The organism is Actinopolymorpha pittospori (assembly GCF_014873875.1).
GTDB classification, from domain to species: Bacteria; Actinomycetota; Actinomycetes; order Propionibacteriales; family Actinopolymorphaceae; genus Actinopolymorpha; species Actinopolymorpha pittospori.
This window is the reverse complement of sequence record NZ_JADBEM010000001.1, coordinates 4,118,579-4,139,640: the sequence shown is the minus strand read 5'-3', so window position 1 is coordinate 4,139,640 and position 21,062 is coordinate 4,118,579. Positions and strand designations below refer to the sequence as shown.

General features: G+C 73.4%; 17 protein-coding genes and 1 riboswitch. Of the genes, 9 read left to right on the top strand and 8 right to left on the bottom strand.

Annotated features, from left to right (window positions below; translation table 11 throughout):
- Window positions 1-9 precede the first annotated feature (9 nt).
- The 5 genes from HEB94_RS19575 (at window position 10) to HEB94_RS19555 (ending at window position 4,678) form a co-directional block, all read left to right on the top strand.
- On the top strand, window positions 10-849 hold the full coding sequence (locus HEB94_RS19575) for a phosphonate C-P lyase system protein PhnL (RefSeq protein WP_192751234.1): 840 nt from the start codon (window positions 10-12) through the stop codon (window positions 847-849).
- Window positions 846-2,009, top strand: a complete 1,164-nt coding sequence (locus tag HEB94_RS19570) for an alpha-D-ribose 1-methylphosphonate 5-triphosphate diphosphatase (RefSeq protein WP_192751233.1) — start codon at window positions 846-848, stop codon at window positions 2,007-2,009. Before HEB94_RS19575 ends, HEB94_RS19570 begins: the two co-directional genes overlap by 4 nt.
- Window positions 2,006-2,836 (top strand): inositol monophosphatase family protein, encoded by an 831-nt coding sequence (locus HEB94_RS19565; RefSeq protein ID WP_192751232.1) that lies wholly within the window; start codon window positions 2,006-2,008, stop codon window positions 2,834-2,836. Before HEB94_RS19570 ends, HEB94_RS19565 begins: the two co-directional genes overlap by 4 nt.
- A 220-nt stretch (window positions 2,837-3,056) precedes the next feature.
- Window positions 3,057-3,434, top strand: coding sequence for a YciI family protein (locus tag HEB94_RS19560; protein ID WP_238361574.1), 378 nt, complete (start codon window positions 3,057-3,059; stop codon window positions 3,432-3,434).
- A gap of 20 nt (window positions 3,435-3,454) precedes the next feature.
- Window positions 3,455-4,678 (top strand): sigma-70 family RNA polymerase sigma factor, encoded by a 1,224-nt coding sequence (locus tag HEB94_RS19555; protein WP_192751231.1) that lies wholly within the window; start codon window positions 3,455-3,457, stop codon window positions 4,676-4,678.
- Window positions 4,679-4,697: 19 nt separating this feature from the next.
- On the opposite strand, the gene alaS is transcribed toward HEB94_RS19555, so the two are convergent.
- From alaS to cobN, 7 genes are all read right to left on the bottom strand, one after another.
- A complete protein-coding gene (gene alaS, locus HEB94_RS19550; protein ID WP_192751230.1) occupies window positions 4,698-7,373 on the bottom strand; it encodes an alanine--tRNA ligase in 2,676 nt (891 codons plus the stop codon).
- A 170-nt stretch (window positions 7,374-7,543) separates the two neighbouring features.
- Window positions 7,544-8,266, bottom strand: coding sequence for an ABC transporter (locus HEB94_RS19545; protein ID WP_192751229.1), 723 nt, complete (start codon window positions 8,264-8,266; stop codon window positions 7,544-7,546).
- Window positions 8,263-9,054, bottom strand: coding sequence for an ABC transporter permease (locus tag HEB94_RS19540; protein ID WP_192751228.1), 792 nt, complete (start codon window positions 9,052-9,054; stop codon window positions 8,263-8,265). The genes HEB94_RS19545 and HEB94_RS19540 overlap by 4 nt, the downstream gene beginning before the upstream one ends.
- A gap of 5 nt (window positions 9,055-9,059) precedes the next feature.
- The gene (locus HEB94_RS19535) at window positions 9,060-9,770 is read right to left on the bottom strand and encodes an ATP-binding cassette domain-containing protein (protein ID WP_192751227.1); all 711 of its coding nucleotides are present in this window, start codon (window positions 9,768-9,770) and stop codon (window positions 9,060-9,062) included.
- 59 nt (window positions 9,771-9,829) lie between these two features.
- Window positions 9,830-10,483 (bottom strand): response regulator, encoded by a 654-nt coding sequence (locus HEB94_RS19530; RefSeq protein WP_192751226.1) that lies wholly within the window; start codon window positions 10,481-10,483, stop codon window positions 9,830-9,832.
- Window positions 10,484-10,485: 2 nt separating this feature from the next.
- Window positions 10,486-11,580 carry a sensor histidine kinase gene (locus tag HEB94_RS19525; RefSeq protein ID WP_192751225.1) on the bottom strand — a complete coding sequence of 365 codons (1,095 nt, stop codon included), beginning with the start codon at window positions 11,578-11,580 and terminating at the stop codon, window positions 10,486-10,488.
- A 46-nt stretch (window positions 11,581-11,626) separates the two neighbouring features.
- A complete protein-coding gene (cobN, locus tag HEB94_RS19520) occupies window positions 11,627-15,223 on the bottom strand; it encodes a cobaltochelatase subunit CobN (protein WP_192751224.1) in 3,597 nt (1,198 codons plus the stop codon).
- Window positions 15,224-15,278: 55 nt separating this feature from the next.
- Window positions 15,279-15,372: riboswitch (cobalamin riboswitch) on the bottom strand.
- A gap of 89 nt (window positions 15,373-15,461) precedes the next feature.
- On the opposite strand from cobN, the gene HEB94_RS19515 reads away from it, so the two are divergent.
- Genes HEB94_RS19515 through HEB94_RS53630 form a run of 3 tightly spaced genes read left to right on the top strand, consistent with a single transcriptional unit; the run spans window position 15,462 to window position 19,095 of the window.
- Complete coding sequence (locus tag HEB94_RS19515; RefSeq protein ID WP_192751223.1) at window positions 15,462-16,901, top strand: nitrite/sulfite reductase; 1,440 nt, start codon at window positions 15,462-15,464, stop codon at window positions 16,899-16,901.
- Window positions 16,898-17,548, top strand: a complete 651-nt coding sequence (locus HEB94_RS19510) for a precorrin-8X methylmutase (protein ID WP_202897943.1) — start codon at window positions 16,898-16,900, stop codon at window positions 17,546-17,548. Before HEB94_RS19515 ends, HEB94_RS19510 begins: the two co-directional genes overlap by 4 nt.
- Window positions 17,545-19,095 (top strand): precorrin-2 C(20)-methyltransferase, encoded by a 1,551-nt coding sequence (locus HEB94_RS53630; RefSeq protein ID WP_192751222.1) that lies wholly within the window; start codon window positions 17,545-17,547, stop codon window positions 19,093-19,095. Before HEB94_RS19510 ends, HEB94_RS53630 begins: the two co-directional genes overlap by 4 nt.
- Here HEB94_RS53630 and HEB94_RS19500 read toward each other — a convergent pair.
- Window positions 19,080-19,883, bottom strand: a complete 804-nt coding sequence (locus HEB94_RS19500; RefSeq protein WP_238361573.1) for a cobalt-precorrin-6A reductase — start codon at window positions 19,881-19,883, stop codon at window positions 19,080-19,082. The genes HEB94_RS53630 and HEB94_RS19500 overlap by 16 nt on opposite strands.
- A gap of 23 nt (window positions 19,884-19,906) precedes the next feature.
- Between HEB94_RS19500 and HEB94_RS19495 the strand changes: the two genes are divergently transcribed.
- Window positions 19,907-21,058, top strand: coding sequence for a cobalt-precorrin-5B (C(1))-methyltransferase (locus tag HEB94_RS19495; protein ID WP_337917809.1), 1,152 nt, complete (start codon window positions 19,907-19,909; stop codon window positions 21,056-21,058).
- Window positions 21,059-21,062: the final 4 nt, after the last annotated feature.

Here is a 21,062-nt window from a genome sequence, read left to right as displayed (position 1 = left end):
GTAACCGCCATGCCCAGTCCGGACAGCTCACCCGGCCCGGACAGCTCACCCGGCCCGGACGCTTCGACCGACCCGGTCGGCCCGCACGGCCCCGATGTCGTCCTGTCCATCCGTGGCCTGACCAAGGAGTTCGTCCTCCACACCATCGACGGGCGGCGGGTCGAGGCTCTCTCGGGTGTCGACCTGGATGTCCACGCGGGCGAACACGTCGTGCTGGCCGGCGCGAGTGGCGCCGGCAAGTCCACCTTGCTGCGCTGTGTCTACCGGACGTACCTGCCCGGCGGCGGCGCGATCGTGTTCCGTCGGGGCGATGGTCGCGAGGTCGACCTCGCCGGGCTGCCCGACGCCTCGGTCGCCGCGCTGCGCGGTCGCGAGATCGGTTACGTGTCGCAGTTCCTGCGCGCCGAGCCGCGCCGGGCGACCGTCGATGTCGTGGCACGCGCCGGCGTCGCCCGCGGCCTGTCGGTGCCCGCCGCGCGGGAGGCCGCGGAGGACGCGCTCGCCCGCCTGAACATCGAACCCAAGCTGTGGGCGATGTACCCGACGCTGCTGTCCGGCGGGCAGAAGCAACGGGTCAATCTCGCGTCCGGGTTGATCTCTCCGCCGAGGTTGCTGCTCCTGGACGAGCCGGTGTCGGCCCTCGACCCGGTCAACCGCGAAGCGGTCCTCGCCCTCATCGAACGCCTCGCCGGCAGCGGCGTCGCGGTGCTCTCGGTCTTCCACGACCTGGACGCCATCGAGCGGCTGGCCGACCGGGTGGTCGTCCTTGGTGGTGGCCGCGTCGTCGCGATTGGCGCGCCGAGCCAGATCCTGCACGATCCGTCGTACGACCTGGAGGTGGCTCGATGAGCCGACTCACGATTCGTCACGTCCGCGCGGTCCTCCCCGACCGCATCCTCGACGACGCGGTGGTGGTCGCCGAGGACGGTGTCCTCGCCGAGATCTCCACCGGACCCGGACCCGCCGACGCGGTCGACGGGCGGGGCGCGTTCCTGCTGCCCGGTCTGGTCGACACCCACAGCGACGGCCTGGAGAAGGAGCTGCAGCCGCGACCGAGCGTGCTGTTCGAGGTCGGGTTCGGCCTGGCCAGCTTCGAGGGCCGGGTGCGTGCCTCCGGCATCACGACCGTCTTCCACGCCACCGGCTTCTACTCCGACAACCGCAAGGGCCGAAGCATCGACGGGGCTCGCGCCCGCGAACGTGCGATCCGCGAGCGGATGAGCTCCGGGCAGGCCCAGATCGACCACCGGATGCTGTTCCGCCTGGACGCCCGCGACCCCGACGGGCTCACCGCGCTCGGTCAGACCCTCGAGCTGTACGCCGGCGCCGACATCCCGCCGCTGGTGAGTTACGAGGACCACACGCCCGGCCAGGGTCAGTTCCGCGACCTCGACGCCTACATCCGGCTCTACCTGAGCGGGCGGGAGGACCACGAGGCCGCCCGCGCCGAGGTGCAGGAGCTGATCGCCCGCCGGGACGAGCAGATCGGTCACCGCGCCGTGGCCCTGGCGTGGCTGCTCGAACGCCGCGACGCCGTCCGGATGCTCGCCCACGACCTGGTCACCCGTGCGGAGGTCGACGAGCTCGCGGCCTGCGGCCTCGGGGTGGCGGAGTTCCCGACCACGCTGGAGGCGGCGCTCGCGGCCCGGGAGCACGGCCTGCTCATCGTCGCCGGCGCGCCCAACGTGCTGCGCGGCGGCTCACACAGCGGCAACGTCTCCGCGGCCGAGCTCGTCGCCCACGGCCTGGTCGACGGCCTTTCCAGCGACTACATGCCGTTCACCATGGTGGGTGCGGCGTTCCGGCTGGCGAGCGAGGGACTCGCCGACCTCCCGGCCGCCGTCCGCCTCGTCACCGACGGAGCGGCGCGGGTCGCCGGGTTCACCGACCGGGGTCGACTCGAGGTCGGCCTGCGCGCCGACCTCGCACTCGCGACGGTCGACGCCGGCTGGCCCACCGTGCGTGGTACCTGGACCGCGAACGACACCCGAGAACTGGTGGCGGCATGATGCCCGGCACCGGTTGGCGCGACGTCCCCGGCCTGCACCCGGCCCTCGCCATCGCCGCCGAGGCGAGCGTCACCGCGGTCAACGACGCCCGGCTCCGGCTGGGTCCCGGCGACCTGGCCGAACCCGTGGCGATGGGCGCCGACGCGACACCGACGATGCGGGTGGACCGAATCGTCGAGGACGCGATCCTGTCCGCCGTCGAGGGCACCGGCGTCAACATCCTGACCGAGGAGAGCGGCTGGATCGACCGGGGCTCGGCGTACACCCTGGTCATGGACCCGCTCGACGGCTCGGCGAACGCGGCGGCCGGCGTACCGCTGTCGGCCTTCAGCGCCGCGCTCGCGACCGACGGGGAGTTCACCCAGGCCCTGACCGTCTGGACGGAGACGGGCTGGCGCTGGTCGGCGGCCGGCGACACCTCCTCCGGCCTGCGCACCAGCGGCCGCACCAGCCTGGACGGCGCCGCGCTGTCCCTGCTGCGCCCCCATCCGGCGAACCCCCAGGCCTCCGCCGCCTGGTGGCGTGCGGTCGAACGCGCCGCGCGGGTTCGCATCCTGTCCTCCTCCTGCCTGGAGGCGGCACTGGTGGCCACGGGCGCGACGGACGCCTTCGCCGACGCCTGCACCGACACCCACCGGCTGGTCGATCTCGCCTCCGCCGTCGTCCTGGTGCGCGCGGCGGGCGGCGCCGTCAGAGACGTCCACGGCCGGCCGATCGAGCTCGACACCGACCTCACCCGCCGCTGGAGTGGCGTCGTCGCGGCGACACCCGAGCTGGCGGACGAGCTCGCCGACTGCCTCGCCCAGGCGTGGCGGGCGGCGGCCTGACCCACCAGATGTCGGTACGGCCGGCGCGTCCTGGCCCGGCCAGGCACAGCCGGACGGGCCGGTGGTTTGTCCGACATGTCCGGCGGGGGTGGTCGAACCGCGGCGCGTGGTAGGGAATTCTGGAGGTGCGGCCCTCCCCCCCTGTCGATCCGGCCGACGTCCGTTCGTGTAGGGGGTGAGAGCCGGAACGATGCCGGCGCCGACGTCCGGAGGAACGACCATGACAACCGACATGAGGCAGTACCTGCTCAGCATCTACCAGCCCGACGGCGACCCGCCGCCGCCGGAGGTCCTCGAGCCGATCATGCGCGACCTGGAGAAGCTGAACGCGGAGCTGCGGGAGGCAGGTGCCTGGGTGTTCTCCGGCGGCCTGTGTGCACCGAGCACGGCGACGGTGGTGCGGGTCGACCGAAACGACAGGGGCAAGGACGTCCTGACGACCGATGGCCCGTTCGTCGAGGGCAAGGAGCACATCGGTGGTTTCACCGTGATCCAGGCCCCCGACCTCGACGCGGCACTCGAATGGGGTCGCAAGCTCGCACGGGCGACCACCCTGCCGATCGAGGTCCGGCCGATGGAGTTCGGGCACTGCGGATGAGCCGCCGGGAACTCTAGGTCGTGTCCGAGAACCAGCCCGAGGGGACGGGAGTCGAACGCGTCTTCCGCGCGGAGTACGGCCGGGCGGTCGCGGTCCTGGTCCGCGTCTTCGGCGACATCGACCTCGCCGAGGAAGCGGTCCAGGACGCGTTCGCCGCCGCGGTCCAACGGTGGCCGGACGACGGCGTGCCCCCGAGCCCGGCGGGGTGGATCATCACCACCGCTCGCAACCGCGCGATCGACCGGCTCCGCCGGGAGGCCTCCCGCGACGACCGGCATGCCCAGGCCGCCCTGCTCCAGGCTCGCGACGAACCGCCCGAGGAGGGTGCTGTGCGCGACGACCGGCTCCGGCTGCTCTTCACCTGCGCCCATCCCGCGCTCGCTCCGGGTGTCCAGGTCGCCTTGACACTGCGGCTGCTCGGCGGGCTCACGACAGCGGAGATCGCCCGCGCCTTCCTGGTACCCGAGTCGACGATGGCCCAGCGGCTGGTCCGGGCCAAGGGCAAGATCCGCGACGCGCGCATCCCCTACCGCGTCCCGCGCGAGGCCGACCTGCCGGATCGTCTCCGCGCCGTCCTCGCCGTCGTCTACCTCATCTTCAACGAGGGACACACGGCGAGCTCCGGTGACCAGCTCGTCCGCGCCGACCTGTGCCTGGAGGCGATCCGGCTCGGCCGGCTCCTCGTCGAACTGATGCCCGACGAACCCGAGGCCGTCGGGCTGCTCGCGCTGATGCTCCTCCTCGAGTCGCGGCGGGCCGCGCGCACCGGCCCGGACGGCACCTTCGTCCGGCTGGCCGACCAGGACCGCGGCCGCTGGGACCGCGACCTCATCGCCGAGGGGCATGCCCTCGTCCGGGCGTGCCTACGCCGCGACCAGCCCGGGCCGTACCAGATCCAGGCGGCGATCAACGCCGTGCACGCCGACGCGGCCACCGCGCGGGACACCGACTGGCGCCAGGTGGTGCGGTTGTACGACCAGTTGCTGGCGCTCGGGCCGAGCCCGGTCGTGGCGCTCAACCGAGCGGTCGCGGTCGCCGAGGTCGACGGGCCGGAGGCGGCGCTCGCCCTGGTCGACGACCTCGACCTCGACGCCTACCACCTCTTCCACGCCATCCGCGCCGACCTGCTCCGGCGGCTCGGCCGGGACGGCGAGGCCGCGCGGGCGTACGACGCCGCGATCGACCGGACGGACAACACCGCCGAGCGTGCCCTCCTCCGCCGGGCGAGCCAGTCCCTGACCTGAGGCGTACCGCGGCCTCGCGTCAGGACGCCAACTGGTGCTCCACTGCGGTCAACAGGTCGGCCACCCGGTCGCCCGGCACACCGCCGCCCTGGGCGAGGTCGGGGCCGCCACCACCCTTGCCGGCGAGCACGCGACGGACGAGGTCGTCCGCGGCGACGCCGCCCGCGCGGGCCGCCGCGTTGACGGCGACCACGAGGGATCCCCTGCCCTGACTCGACGCGGTGACCGCGACCACGCCCGGCCGCTCCGGCGCGAGCTGGTCCCGGAGCCGCTGGGCCAACGCGCGGACCTCCGCGGTCGACGTGCCCTCAGGCGCTCGCAGGCCGAGGTAGGCCGTCCCGTCGACGTCTGTGGGAGTGGCGGCGCCGGCCCGCGTGGCGAGCAGGTTGGCGCGAAGGGCCGCCACCTCCTTCTCGGCCTGCCGGAGTTGGGCGACGGTCGCTTCGACGCGGTCGCCGACCTCGTCCGGCCGGGCGTGGAAGAGGCCCGCCAGCCGGTGGACCAGGTCCCGTTCACGGGCGAGGTAACGGAAGGCCTCGACGCCGACGTGCGCCTCGATCCGGCGTAGGCCCGCACCCACCGACGACTCGCCGACGACCGCGAGCGGACCGATCTGGGCGGACCCCTCGACGTGGGTGCCGCCGCACAGCTCCCGCGACCACTCGCCACCGATCTCGACGACCCGTACGTCCTCGCCGTAGGCCTCGCCGAAGAGCGCGAGCGCGCCGATCTCCTTGGCCCGCACGAGCGGCATCACCTCGGCGGTGACGTGCAGATCGGCGCGGACGGCGAGGTTGGCGACGTCCTCTACCTCACCGCGCGTCTCCGGCGCGAGGGCACCACGCCAGCCGAAGTCGAGCCGGAGGTAGCCGGGCCGGTTGTACGACCCACTCTGCAGCGCGGTCGGGCCGAGCACCTGCCGCAGCGCCGCGTGCAGGACGTGCGTGCCCGAATGCGCCTGCCGGGCACCGAGCCGCCACTCCGCGTCGACGGCGGCGTGGACGGCCTGGCCGACGTGCAGGTCACCGTCCAGCACCCGGACCTGATGGACGACGAGCCGGCCGAACAGCCGCTGGACGTCGACGACCTCGGCCGCGACGTCGCTGGCGGTGAGGACGCCGGCGTCCGCCTCCTGGCCGCCGGACTCGGCATAGAACGGCGTCCGGTCCAGCACCACCGTGATGAGGTCGCCGACACCCGCGTACGCCGTCGGCTGCCCCTCCCGAACCAGCGCCAGGACGCTGCTGTCGGTCTCGAGCGTGGTGTAGGCGAGCCAGTCGGTCGGGCCGTGCTGGTCGAGAACGCCACGGAACACCGCCCGGTCGGCGTGCCCGGTCTTGCGGGCCTGCGCGTCGGCCCGGGTACGCCGCCGCTGCTCGGCCATCAGCGCCCGGAAGCCGGGCTCGTCGACGGTGAGGCCCTGCTCGGCGGCGATCTCGAGGGTGAGGTCGATCGGGAAGCCGTAGGTGTCGTGCAGCAGGAACGCCTCGCGGGCGGCCAACTGGACGCCGCCTTCGCGTCGGGTGTCGCTCAACGCGGTGTCGAGGATCGTCGCGCCCTGCTTCAGGGTGGAGCGGAACGTCTCCTCCTCGGCATAGGTGACGTCCGCGATCCGCTCGAAGCGCTGTGCCACCTCGGGATAGGAGCCCGCCATCGCGTCCCGGGCGACGGGGAGGAGTTCGGGCAGCGCCGGGTCCTCGAAGCCGCTGAGCCGGACCGCCCGGATCGCCCGCCGCAGGATCCGGCGCAGGACGTAGCCGCGTCCCTCGTTGGAAGGGGTGACGCCGTCGGAGACGAGCATCAGCGCCGTCCGCACGTGGTCGGCGATCACGCGGAGCCGGACGTCGTCGGGATGGGAACTGGTCGCCGCGTGCCCGGAGTGGGCGCCGTACCGCTTGCCGGTCAGCTCCGCTGCCCGGGTGAGGATCGGCCGCACCTCGTCGATCTCGTACAGGTTGTCCACGCCCTGCAGGTAAGCGGCGACGCGTTCCAGTCCCATGCCGGTGTCGATGTTGCGGGCCGGCAGGTCGCCGAGGATCGGGTAGCCCTCCTTGCCCTCGCCCGGACCACGTTCGTACTGCATGAAGACGAGGTTCCAGAGTTCGAGGTAGCGGTCCTCGTCGACGGCCGGACCTCCTTCGCGGCCGTAGTCGGGTCCGCGGTCGACGTAGATCTCCGAGGAGGGTCCGCAGGGCCCCGGGATCCCCATCGACCAGAAGTTGTCGGCCATGCCCCGGCGGACGATCCGCTCGACCGGCACGCCCACCGTGCGGTTCCAGATGTCGGCGGCCTCGTCGTCCTCGAGGTAGACGGTGACCCACAACCGGTCCGGGTCCAGCCCGAATCCGCCGGCCGCGACCGGCTGGGTGAGGAGGTCCCACGCCATCGGGATCGCCTGCGCCTTGAAGTAGTCGCCGAAGGAGAAGTTGCCGGTCATCTGGAAGAACGTCCCGTGCCGGCTCGTCCGTCCCACCTCGTCGATGTCGGGCGTACGCAGGCACTTCTGCACACTCGTCGCCCGGGCGTAGGGCGGCGTGACCTGACCGAGGAAGTACGGCACGAACTGCACCATGCCGGCGTTGACGAAGAGCAGGTTCGGGTCGTTCACCGCCGGCAGGGGTGCGCTCGGCACCACGGTGTGCCCGGACGCGGCGAAGTGCGCGAGGAACCTACGGGTGATCTCGGCGGTCTGCATTCTCTTCGATCTCCACCGGCGACCAGCGCGCCGGCTCAGGCAGGGTAATTACCGTACCGGCCAAGTATTCCTTACCGCGCCAGTGCCGAGCCCGGACGGACCAGACCTGCGACAAGACACGCATACCGGGTGAAGATTCCCGCGAGGACGACAGCGACGACGACAGCGGGTCAGGTGTCGCGGCGCACGACCAGGGCCCAGGCGGCGCCCACGAACAGCAGCGCCCAGCCGGTGAGCACGAGCAGGCCGGCGCCCCGGCCCAGTGTCGTCGCCGGGTCGGCGGCCCGGCCGAGGAAGCTGAGCGTCGCCTCGTGCGGCAGAAACCTGACGACCTGGGGGAACAGGCCGCCGATCGTCGTCGAGACCAGCACCGGCAGGACGACCAGGACGGCCAGGGGCGTGACGAAGCCGCGAGCGAGGAACGCGAAGCCGAAGCCGACCAGGCTCAGCAGCAGATAGCCGGTCAGCAGCGCGAGCAGGTCCCTGGCGGTGCGTTCGGAGGTGAGATCACCCGCGGCGCCGTTCTCGACGAGCAGGCCGGGCAGTACGGCGGGGATCGCGGCGACCAGCGCGACCGCGGCGCTCACGGCCAGCTTCGCCCCGAACCATCGGGTCCGGTCCGGCGCGGCGGCCAGGCTGACGCGAAGCTGGCCGCCGCGGTACTCCGTGCCGGCCGCGAAGACCGCGATCGCGACGAACACGTACACCGGGGCGAGCATCAGGGTGCCGAGCTGGCCGACGGCGACGTCGCCGGCCGCGGAGGCGATCCGGACGGTATCGGTGGCGGCGAGGACGCCGAGCACCGTGTTCGCGACCACTGTGAGCGCCAGCGCGATCCAGGTGGACGGCAGCGTACGGACCTTGGTCAGCTCCGCGGTCAGCAGCGCGCTCACCGGGCGTCCCTGCGGCTCAGCGCCAGCCCGGCGACCGCGGTGGTGAGGGCCGGCCACAACACCAGCACAACCAGGGCGTGCGCCGGGCCGGCGGTGAGCTTGGTGTCCTCGGGGTCGAGCAGCAGGTTGCGCCCGGCGCTGAACGGGAACAGCGCGTCCAGCGCGGGCACGGACACCGCGAGCACCTGGGTCATGGTGACCACGATGAGCGCCACGGCGACGACGATGCCGATCAGCGCGCTGCGCGCGATGACCGTGACGGCGGACCCGACCAGGGCCGACAGCACGGCGAAGACCAGGAACCGGCCCTGGCCGCGCAGGGCGTCGCCACTGGTGACGACTCCCGCATCCCAGCCCCTGACAGCGGCGTACATGAAGACGGTGCTGATGCCGGCGATCACCATCGACACGACCAGCAGGTACGCGGCGACGGCGACGGTCTTCGCGGTGACCAGCACCACCCGGCGCGGCACCGCCAGCACCGACTGCCCGAGCTGGTGTGCCCGGAACTCCTGTCCCGCCAGCACCGCCGCCAGGCTGGGCAGGAACAGGCTCATCTGGAACGACGAGGCGACCAGCAGGTCGACGATCGCCTGGTGCGCCGGGCGCGGCTGGCCGGTGAACCGTTCGATGCGGCCGTCCGGGGTGATGGCGGCGACCGCCTCGGTGTTCAGTCGCAGGTTCGCCGCCGCGATCAGCACGTGCAGGGCGAGGATGACGCCGGTGCCGATCCACGTGCCGCGCAGGGTGAGGATCTTGGTGAGTTCGGCGCGGGTGGCGGCGAGCACGGCGGTCACCACCCCGGGCCCCGATCGCCGGTGAGAGCGAAGAAGGCGCTCTCCAGCGACGCGTGTCCCGCGGTGATCTCGTCGAGCGGACCGTGCGCGGCGATGCGTCCCCGGGCGATCACGACCACCTCGTCGGCGGTGTCGGCCATCTCGGTCATCAGGTGGCTGGACAGCAGCACCGTACGGCCGCGGGCGGCGTGGTCGCGCAGGAAGGTCCGCACCCAGCGGATCCCGTCGGGGTCCAGGCCGTTGACCGGCTCGTCGAGCACGAGGATCTCCGGATCACCGAGCAGCGCCGCGGCCAGCCCGAGCCGCTGGCCCATACCCAGCGAGTACTTCCTGACCTGCTGCCTGGCGACACCGCCGAGTCCGACGACGTCGAGCACCTCGTGCACGCGCCGGCGCGGGATGCGGTTGGACTGGGCGATCCAGGTCAGGTGGTCGACAGCCCGCCGTTCGGGCACCGGACCGGCGCCGTCCAGCAGGGCACCCACCCTGTGCAGCGGGTTGCGCAGATCGCGGTACGCCTTGCCGTCGATCAGCGCGGTCCCGGCATCGGCCCGGTCCAGGCCCAGCAGGATGCGCAGGGTGGTCGACTTGCCCGCACCGTTCGGCCCCAGGAAGCCGGTCACCCGTCCCGGCGGGACGGTGAAGCTGATGTCGTCCACGGCGGCCTTGGCCCCGTAGCGCTTGGTGAGATGAGCTACCTCGATCACCCGCCCAGCGTCCCGTCCGCGGCCGGAGCCTCGCGTCCCCCGGAAGTAGACAACGTGGTTCAGCGCTGCTCGTGCAGCAGCCCCGCCTCGTAGGCCAGCACGGCCAGCTGGGTGCGGTCCCGCACGTCGAGCTTGGCGAAGGTACGGCGCAGGTAGGTCCGAAAGGTCTCCAGGCTCAGGAACAGCTCGTCGGCGATCTGCTGGTTCGAGTAGCCGCGCGCGACGTACCGGATGACCTGCACCTCCCGCTCGGAGAGCACCTGCGCGGCGAACTGGTGCCTGCGCTGCGGCCGGCGTGGTGCGAAGGCGTGCAGCAGCCGGGTGGTGACCTCTGGCGCGAGCATCGCGTGCCCGTCGTACACGGTCCGGACCGCCTGCAGCACCTCCTGCGGGGCGGCGTTCTTGAGCAGGAACCCCGAGGCGCCCAGCGTCAGCGCTTCGTGCACGTACTCGTCCAGGTCGAACGTGGTCAGCATGACCACGCGGGTGTCGGTGGCTGGCAGGATCCGCCGCACCGCCTCCAAGCCGTCGGCGCCGGGCATCTGGACGTCCAGCAGCGCGATGTCCGGCTTCAGCGCGACGCACAGCCGGGCGGCCTCCGCGCCGTCGGCCGCCTCCCCGGCGGTGCGGAAGCCCTCGGTGCGGTCGAAGAGCTTGCGGTAGATCCCGCGGAAGCGCGCGTCGTCGTCCGCGAGCAGGACCGAGATCGCCATCGTCAGCTCCTTCGCATCGGTAGCCGCGCCTCGACCTCGAAGCCGCCCGCCGCGGTGCCGCCCCACGCCACCGTGCCGCCCAGGGCCGCGGCGCGTTCCCGCATGCCGCGCAGGCCGTACCCCGTACCGGGGGCGACCGGCGCCGTCCCCGGCGCGCCGCTGTCGCGTACCCGCAGAGCGATGGTGTCCTCGCTCTCCCACAACTCGACCGTGCAGCGCGCCTCCGGGGCGTGCCGCACCACGTTGCTCAGCGCCTCCTGCGCGATCCGCACCACCGCCGCGCCGACCTCGGCGTCGACCGGGCCGTGCGGTTCCAGCCGGGCGTGCACGGCGACCCCGGCGGCGCGGGTGGTCGCGATGATCGCGGGCAGCCCGCTCAGCCCGGGTCCGGGATCTCGCAGAGTACGCACCAGACCCTGCACCTCCTCGAGGGCGTCCCGGGCGTGCGACTCGATGTCGGCGAGGGCCCCGCGCAGCTCGGCCTCGGGCGCGTCCGGCAGTCCCCGGGTCACGCCGGCCTCGGCGGCGATCACCCCGAGCGCGTGCCCCACGACGTCGTGCATGTCACGAGCCATGTTCAACTGCACCCGCATCCGCTCCGCCTCCCGCGCGGAAGCTACCTGGCGACCGACGGCGGTACCGACCAGCCACGCCAGACACAACGCGGCCGTGGCCATGACCACCCGCGTGCCGAGGCCGGGCGAGACCGCGGTCGCCGCGGCGAGTCCCGCGAGTACGCCGACCAGCGTGATGACCAGGGCCCGCGCGTGCGGGCCGCGTTCCACGGCCACCAGGTAGAGACACCAGGCGGTGGCGAGCATCGGGTCCTGGCAGACACCGGCGGCCGTACCCACCAGGGTCGTGGCCGCGACCACCGCGGTCGTCACGACGGGTGCTCGCCTGGTGAGCACGAGCGCGGCGCCGGTCAGGGCGGCCAGCACGATCCCGGTGCAGGCCCGGACCCAGCCACCGGCCGCGATGATGGGCGGCACCCACAGCACGGCGAGCACCAGTGCCGCGATGAGGAGGTCCCTGCGCGGCACCGTCACCCTGCTCATCTGGGCGGCCAGGTGTTCCCAGCGGTCTCCAGCCCCCATACGCCGCCACCCGGTCGCCGGCCTCGGTCGCCCGTCGACCCGCCGGTCAGTCACCGCCCTCCAGGTCGCCCTCGGTCTCCAGGAACACCTGCCGGAGCGCGTCGATCACCTTCGGGTCGGGCTCGGCCCACATGCCGCGCGACTCGGCCTCGAGCAGGCGTTCGGCGATGCCGTGCAGGGCCCAGGGGTTCGCCTGCTCGAGGAACGCGCGGTTCTGCGGGTCGAGGACGTAGGTCTGGGTGAGCTTGTCGTACATCCAGTCCGCGATCACGCCCGTGGTGGCGTCGTAGCCGAACAGGTAGTCGACGGTCGCGGCGAGTTCGAACGCGCCCTTGTACCCGTGCCGGCGCATCGCCTCGATCCAGCGCGGGTTCACGACTCGGGCCCGGAAGACCCGGGAGGTCTCCTCGACGAGCGTGCGGGTGCGGACCGTCTCCGGCCGGGTCGAGTCGCCGATGTAGGCCTCGGGAGCGCTGCCACGCAGCGCGCGGACGGTGGCCACCATGCCGCCGTGGTACTGGAAGTAGTCGTCGGAGTCGGCGATGTCGTGCTCGCGGGTGTCGGTGTTCTTGGCCGCGACGGCGATCCGGCGGTACGCCGTCTCCATCTCCTCCCGGGCCGGCCTGCCGTCGAGGTCGCGGCCGTAGGCGTAGCCGCCCCACACCGTGTAGACCTCGGCGAGGTCGGCGTCGGTACGCCAGTCGCGGGAGTCGATGAGCTGCAGCAGGCCCGCGCCGTAGGTGCCGGGGCGGGAGCCGAAGATGCGGGTGGTGGCCCAGCGTTCGTCACCGTGCTGGGCGAGGTCGGCCTGGGTGTGGGCGCGTACGTGGTTGTGGTCGGCGGGTTCGTCCAGCGCCGCGGCGAGGCGTACGGCGTCGTCGAGCAGGCCGATGGTGTGCGGGAACGCGTCGCGGAAGAAGCCGGAGACGCGCAGCGTGACGTCGATCCGGGGCCGGCCCAACTCCTCGAACGGGACGGGTTCGAGGCCGGTGACGCGCCGGGAGGCGTCGTCCCAGACCGGGCGGATCCCGAGCAGCGCGAGGGCCTCCGCCACGTCGTCCCCGGAGGTCCGCATCGCACTCGTCCCCCACAACGACAGCCCGACGGAGGTGGGCCAGTCGCCGTGGTCGGCGCGGTACCGCTCGAGGAGGGAGTCGGCGAGCGCCTGGCCGGTCTCCCAGGCGAGCCGGGACGGGACGGCCTTGGGGTCGACGGAGTAGAAGTTGCGGCCGGTCGGCAGCACGTTGACCAGGCCGCGCAGGGGCGAACCGGACGGGCCGGCCGGGACGAAACCGCCGTCCAAGGCGTGCACGGTGTGGTCGAGTTCGTCGACCGTGGCGGCGAGCCGCGGGACGACCTCGCGGGCGGCGAAGTCGAGGATGTCGGCCACCCCCGCGGGTTGGTCCGCGCTGACGGAGGCGACCGCGGCCGGGTCCCAGTCGGCGTCCTCCATCGCCTGGACCAGCGCTCGGGCACGCTCCTCCGCCTCGTCGACGCAGACGCGGCTGGCCTCGGACTCGTCCAGGCCGAGTGCCTCCCGCAGGCCGGGCAGCGCGGTCGTGCCGCCCCAGATCTGGCGGGCGCGCAGGATCGCCAACACGAGGTTGACGCGATCGGCACCGGTCGGCGGGTTGCCGAGCACGTGCAGGCCGTCGCGGATCTGCGCGTCCTTGACCTCGCAGAGCCAGCCGTCGACGTGCAGGAGGAAGTCGTCGAACCCGTCGTCGCCCGGGCGCTCCGCGAGTCCCAGGTCGTGGTCGAGGCGGGCCGCCTGGATCAGGGTCCAGATCTGGGCCCGGATCGCGGGGAGCTTCCCCGGGTCCATGGCGGCGATCTGGGCGTGCTCGTCCAGGAGTTGTTCCAGCCGGGCGATGTCGCCGTAGGACTCCGCGCGGGCCATCGGTGGGACGAGGTGGTCGACGAGGGTGGCGTGCGCGCGTCGCTTGGCCTGGGTTCCCTCACCCGGGTCGTTGACGAGGAAGGGATAGACGAGGGGCAGGTCACCGAGGGCGGCGTCCGGCCCGCAGGCGGCGGACAGGCCGGCGTTCTTGCCGGGCAGCCACTCGAGGTTGCCGTGCTTGCCCAGGTGCACCATGGCGTCCGCGCCGAAGCCGCCGTCCGACTCGGGCGCGGCGATCCAGCGGTAGGCGGCGAGGTAGTGGTGCGAGGGCGGGAGGTCGGGATCGTGGTAGATCGCGATCGGGTTCTCGCCGAAGCCCCGCGGTGGCTGGATGACAACGAGCAGGTTTCCGCGGCGCAGGGCGGCGAGCACGATGTCGCCGTCGGGATTGGCACTGCGGTCGACGAACATCTCCCCCGGTGCCGGACCCCAGTGCTCCTCCACCGCCGCGCGTAGCTGCGCGGGCAGGGTGGCGTACCACCGCCGGTAGTCGGCCGCCGCGATCCGGACGGGGTTGCGAGCCAGTTGCTCCTCGGTGAGCCAGGCCTGGTCGTGGCCGCCCGCCTCGATCAGCGCGCGAACGAGTTCGTCGCCGTCGCCGGAGTCGAGGCCCGGGACCTCCTCCGTACCGAAGTCGTAGCCCTCCTTCACGAGCCTGCGCAGCAGCGCGACGGCGCTCGCCGGGGTGTCCAGGCCGACCGCGTTGCCGATCCGGGAGTGCTTGGTCGGGTACGCCGAGAGGACCAGCGCCAGCCGCTTCCGCGCAGCCGGGACGTGCCGCAGGCGCGCGTGGCGGACGGCGATCCCGGCGACGCGGGCCGTGCGCTCCGGGTCGGCGACGTAGGACGGGAGCCCGTCCTCGTCGATCTCCTTGAACGAGAACGGCACGGTGATCAGCCGGCCGTCGAACTCCGGCACCGCGATCTGGCTCGCGGCGTCGAGCGGTGAGACGCCCTCGTCACTGGCCTCCCACGCGGCGCGCGAGCCGGTGAGACACAGGGCCTGCAGGATCGGTACGTCCAGGCCGGTGAGCGCGCCGGCGTCCCACGACTCGTCGTCACCACCCGCGGACGCCTCGGCCGGCCGGGTACCACCCGCCGCGAGCACCGTCGTGACGATGGCGTCGGCGGCACCGAGCGCCTCGACGAGCGCGGGCTCCGGCGTCCGCAGCGACGCGACGTACAGCGGCAGCGCACGCCCACCGGCGTCCTCGATCGCGGCGCACAACGCGTCGACGAACGCGGTGTTCCCGCTCATGTGATGCGCGCGGTAGTACAGGACCGCGACGGTCGGCCCGTCGACGTCGGGCTCCGGACGCTCCAGCCGGCCCCAGGTCGGGGCGGGTGTCGGCGGCTCGAAGCCGTGGCCGGTGAGCAGGACGGTGTCGGAGAGGAACCTCGCGAGCTGCTCCAGGTTGGCCGGCCCGCCGTGGGCGAGGTAGGCGTGCGCCTCGGCGGCGATGCCGATCGGAACCGTCGACGCCTCCATCAACTGGGCGTCGGGCGCCTGTTCACCGGTGAGGACGACGACCGGGCGGCCGTCCGCGAGCAGGACGTCGAGCCCTTCCTGCCAGGCGCGGATCCCGCCGAGCAGTCGTACGACGACCAGGTGCGCGCCGTCCAGGAGGGCCGGCAGGTCCGCGAGTGCGAGGCGGGCGGGATTGGCGAAGCGGTAGGTCACCGGGCCCTGGGCGGCGCGGGCGCTGAGGAGGTCGGTGTCGGACGTCGACAGGAGCAGGATCATGCGAACTTCTGGCCTTCCTCGGGGTGTCCACGCCCCGGGCGGTGGAGGACGGCGGGAGTTCCTGACTCACCCGGCTGCTGCCGGGCTCACAGTGGCGGGACCGCGCCGGATTCGCACCGGGCTTCCTCCCATGTCGCCGTCGCTGGCGATGGCGGGCCAACTGGCCCGCGCAGGAACATAGTAGGGGCGAGACCGGACGCCACGCCGTCGCCGGTGTGGCTCGGTATGCTCGCCGGTCGTGTCCTCCGATCCCGGCTCCACCACTCCCGCCGGCCGGGACGCTCCCGTCCGGGACCGTGGTGACGCGTGTCCGGGCTCCCTGCGGCTGCACTCCGCCGACGACGGAGCGCTCGCCCGGATCCGTGTTCCCGGGGGCATCCTCACCGTGCGGCAGGCGCGGACGCTGGCCGATCTCGCGCGACGACTCGGTGACGGTGAACTGCACCTCACCTCGCGTGGCAACGTGCAGGTACGCGGGCTGGCGGAGGGGTGCGGCGCCGAACTCGCCGACCTGCTGAGCACCTCCGACCTGCTCCCCTCGCCCCAGCACGACCGCGCCCGCAACATCGTCGCGAGCCCGCTGTCCGGCCTGGACGGCCGGGGACGCGGCGACGTCCGGCCCTGGGTCCGCGAACTCGACCGTCTGGTGTGCGCCAGCGCGCCGGCGACGCGCCTGTCGGGGCGCTTCCTCTTCGCCGTGGACGACGGGCGTGGCGACGTCGCCGCACTCGACCCCGACGTGACTCTCCTCGCGTCCGACGCCGGAGTGGCGCTGCTCCGCCTCGGGTCGAACCCGGCGGCGATCGCGGTGCCTGGCGACGCGGCGCCCCTGGCCGCCCTGCTGGCAGCCGAGGCCTTCCTCGCCGCCGCCAGTGCGAGTGGGACCAGGGTCTGGCGTTGGCACGAGGTCCCGGACCCGGCACCGCTGGCGGCCGAGGTGCGGCGGGCTCTCCGGACCCACGGCGTCGACGCGCACGTCGCCACCGCGGTCGCCGCGGACCTCCCCGAGGTGGCCGAACCGGCTGGGTCGAACGGGTCGGCTGGGCCGGCGCCCGGCATCGTCCCCGCCCCCGACGGGACCGCCACCCTGTCGGTCCTGGCGCCCCTCGGCCGGCTCAGCGCGTCACGGTGGCTCCGGCTCGCGTCTGTCGCCGCCGACGACGGAGCCGGCGAGGTACGCCTCACGCCCTGGCGGGGCGTCCTCGTTCCCGGCCTGTCTCCCGCCACCGCCCGGGAGCGGATGGCCGAACTCGCCGGACCGTCGGGACGTTCTGACGACGGACTCGTCACGATCCCGGAGTCCCCCTGGACCGGCGTCGGCGCGTGCATCGGCCGACCGGGCTGCGCCAGGTCGCTGGCGGACGTACGCTCCGACGTCGCCGCGACACTCGGTGGCATCGGCGGCGCAGACGGCACCGGTGTCACCGGGGGCACCAGCGGCGCAGGCGCAGACGGCACCGGGGGTGGGCTGCCCGTGTACTGGTCCGGCTGCGAACGCCGCTGCGGGCATCCGCGCGGCGAATGGGTCGATGTGGTCGCGACCGGAGCGGGCTACGACGTGACCGTTCACGGCGAACGCCTGGGCACGGCCCTCGTCGCGCCCGCCGACCTCGCGGCTACGGTGGCGGCAGCGCGGACGGCCGTGCGTCCGGACGTGTCGATGAGGTCACCACGGTGAGTGGGAAGAGTGTGAGCAGAGTGTTCGAGTACGAGAAGGACGGTGCGGCGATCTACCGCCAGTCCTTCGCCACCATCCGTGCCGAGGCCGACCTCGCGACGCTGCCACCCGACGTCAGCCAGGTCGCGGTCCGGATGATCCACGCCTGTGGCATGGTCGACCTGGTCCAGGATCTCGCCTGGACGCCGAACGTCGTGACGCGCGCCCGCGAGGCGCTGCGGTCCGGCGCGCCCATCCTGTGCGACGTCTCCATGGTGGCCAGCGGGGTGACCCGCCGACGGCTGCCCGCCGGCAACGACGTCGTGTGTACGCTCGCCGATCCCGCCGTACCCGCACTCGCGGCGAAGCTCGGCACCACCCGCACCGCGGCGGCGCTGGAACTGTGGCGCGAACACCTCGACGGCGCGGTCGTCGCCGTCGGCAACGCGCCCACCGCACTGTTCCGGCTCCTCGAACTCATCGAGGACGGGGCGCCGCGGCCCGCGGCCGTGATCGGCGTACCCGTGGGCTTCGTCGGAGCCGCCGAGTCCAAGGACGCCCTCGTCGCGCACCCGTCGAGGCTGGACCACCTGGTCGTGCGCGGCCGCCGGGGTGGCAGTGCCATCGCGGTGGCGGCGATCAACGCGATCGCGAGCGAGGAAGAGTGAGCGAACGGCAGCCGGGCCGGCTGTACGGCGTCGGTCTGGGGCCGGGCGACCCCGCCCTGATGACCCTCCGCGCGGTCGAGGTCATCGCCGCGGCGGACGTGATCGCCTACCACAGCGCCCGGCACGGCCGGTCCATCGCGCGCTCGATCGCGGCGAAGCACATCCGCCCCGACCACCTCGAGGAGGCGCTGGTCTATCCCGTCACGACGGAGGCCACCGACCATCCCGGCGGTTACCGGGGAGCGATCGAGGAGTTCTACGCCGAGGCCGCGGCGCGACTCGCGGCCCATCTCGACGCCGGCCGCACCGTCGCGGTGATCGCCGAGGGTGACCCGCTCTTCTACGGCTCGTACATGCACATGCACAAACGACTGGCCGACCGCTACCCGACCGAGGTGATCCCGGGCGTCACGTCCGTGAGCGCCGCCGCGGCCCGGCTCGGAACGCCGCTGGCCGAGGGCGAGGAGGTGCTGACGATCCTCCCGGGGACGCTGCCCGAGGAGGAACTCCTCGCCCGGCTGGACGGGACCGACGCCGCCGTGGTGATGAAGCTCGGCCGCACCTTCCCCGCCGTACGCCGGGCGGTCGAACGGGCCGGTCGGCTCGACGAGGCCCACTACGTCGAGCGCGCGACGATGGCGGGCGAGCGGACGGGTCCGTTGGCCGAGACCGACGCCGAGACCGTGCCGTACTTCTCGGTGGCGGTGCTGCCCAGTCGGACCGGTGACCGGGACTCCTCGCGTCCGGGCGCCACGGACGAGATTCAGGTGACCCGGGCCGGGACGGCGAACGGCACTCGCGGCGAGGTCGTCGTGGTCGGTACCGGCCCGGCGGGTCCGCGCTGGCTCACCCCGGAGACGCGAGGCGCCCTGGCCGCCGCCGACGACCTCGTGGGCTACCAGACCTACCTCGACCGCGTGCCCGTCCGCCCGGGCCAGGGGCGCCACGGCTCGGACAACCGGGTGGAGGCGGAGCGCGCGGAGTTCGCGCTCGACCTGGCTCGACGCGGGCGCCGGGTGGCCGTCGTGTCCGGCGGGGACCCGGGTGTGTTCGCGATGGCGACGGCGGTGCTCGAGGCCGCCTCCCGGGAGCCGTACCTCGACGTACCGGTGCGGGTCCTTCCCGGCGTCACCGCCGCCAATGCCGCGGCCGCCCGCGCGGGCGCGCCGCTCGGCCACGACTACGCCGCGATCTCCCTCTCCGACCGGCTCAAGCCCTGGGAGGTCATCGCGGAGCGGCTGCACGCCGCCGCGGCGGCCGACCTGGTCCTCGCGCTCTACAACCCGGGGTCGCGAAGCCGCACCTGGCAGGTCGGCAAGACCCGCGAACTGCTGCTCGAACACCGGGCGCCGGACACACCGGTCGTGGTGGGTCGCGACGTCGGCGGCGCGGAGGAGAGCGTCCGCGTCGTCCGGCTCGCCGACCTCGACCCGGCGGAGATCGACATGCGCACGATCCTGATCGTCGGCTCGTCGAAGACCCGGACCGTACGCCGGGGCGACGGCGCGGAGATCGTCTGGACTCCGCGCCGCTATCCGCAGGCCTGAGAAAGGCGCCGGACCAGCCAGGCCACCGCCTCGTCCGGGTCGGCCACCACCGCCACACCCTCGGGCGTGGCCGGCCGGCGTACGACGACGACCGGGATCCCAGCCTCTCGGGCCGCGGCCAGCTTGGGTGCGGTGGCCGCTCCGCCGCTGTCCTTGGTGACCAGGACGTCGATGCCGTACGTCCGCAGCACCTCGCGTTCGCCGGCCAGGGTGAACGGTCCGCGCGTGAGCAGCACCTCCGTGCGCGGTGGCCGCGGCCCCCCAGGGGCCTCCACCGACCGCACCAGGAACCACTGCCGGGTGAGGTGGGCGAAGGCGGCGAGCCCCGTCCGGCCGGTGGTGAGGAACACGCGGGAGCCGAGATCGGGAAGGACGCCGGCCGCCTCCTCCAGGGACGCGACACCGTGCCAGTCGTCGCCGGCGACCGGGACCCAGCCGGGTCGACGCAGAGCCAACAGGGGAACATGGGCGGAGTCGGCGGCCGAGACCGCGTTGAAACTGATCGTCCCCGCGAAAGGATGAGTGGCGTCGATGAGCGCGTCCACGTGGTGCTCGCGCAGCCACTGGGCCAGGCCGTCCGCGCCGCCGAACCCTCCGACCCGGACGTCCCCCGGGGGCAGGGTCGGCCGGGAGACGCGTCCCGCGAGCGACGTCGTGACCCGTACGCCGGGCAGCGGGCGCTCGCACCCCGCATCCCCGGCACGCGCGGGGTGCAGGATCTCCGCGAGCCGGCGCGCCTCGGTCGTCCCGCCGAGGATCAGCACATGGCGAGGCGACGGCATGGACATGCGAGCCTTCCGTGGGTGAGGCCGTGGGTGAGGCCGTGAGTGAGGCCGGTGGGCGCAGCGCCCAACTCAAGCACACCGGGCTGCGACCGGGCTGGACCACCGGTGCCTGCGCGACCGCGGCCACCACGGCGGCCTACACCGCGCTGCTGACCGGTGAGTTCCCCGACCCGGTCAGCATCACCCTGCCGCAGGGCCAGACCCCCGCGTTCGCGCTGGCGGTGGAGGAACTCCTCGACGGGCAGGCGACAGCGGGCGTCGTCAAGGACGCCGGTGACGATCCGGACGTCACCCACGGCGCGCTGGTCCGGGCCACGGTCCGCCTACTGCCGCCCGGCGCGGGTGTCGTCTTCCGCGCCGGACCAGGGGTCGGCACCGTCACCAAACCGGGCCTGCCTCTGGACGTCGGAGAGCCCGCCATCAACCCCGTTCCCCGGCAGCTGATGCGCGACCACGTGGCGGCGGTGGCCAAGCGCCACGACGGCGGTGGCGACGTCGAGATCACCATCTCGGTCGACAACGGCGAGGAGATCGCCCGGTCCACCTGGAACCCCCGGCTCGGCATCCTCGGCGGGCTGTCCATCCTGGGCACGACGGGCGTCGTGGTGCCGTACTCCTGCTCGGCCTGGATCGACTCGATCCGCCGCGGCGTCGACGTCGCGCGCGCGGCCGGGCGCACCCATGTGGCGGGCTGTACCGGCTCGACCTCGGAGCGGACCGCCGTCGCGGAGTACGACCTGCCCGAGGACGCCCTTCTCGACATGGGTGATTTCGCCGGTGCGGTGCTCAAGTACGTCCGCCGGCACCCGGTCGACCGGTTGACCATCTGTGGCGGGTTCGCGAAGCTGTCCAAACTCGCCGCCGGCCACCTCGACCTGCACTCCGCGCGTTCCCAGGTCGACAAGGGCTTCCTGGCGAGGCTCGCGCGGGAGGCCGGCGCCGAGGAGGCGCTGGCGGCGGAGGTCGCCGACGCCAACACCGGGCTCGCCGCGCTCCAGCTCTGCGTCGCGCGTGGCGTGCCGCTCGGCGACGTCGTGGCCGTGGCCGCGCGGGACGAGGCCCTTCGGGTGCTTCGCGGCGCGCCGGTCACCGTCGACGTGATCTGCGTCGACCGCGCCGGCGGCATCGTCGGTCGCAGCGAACCCAGCCGGGCCACTCCTCCCCCGCGGGCACGGTGAGACG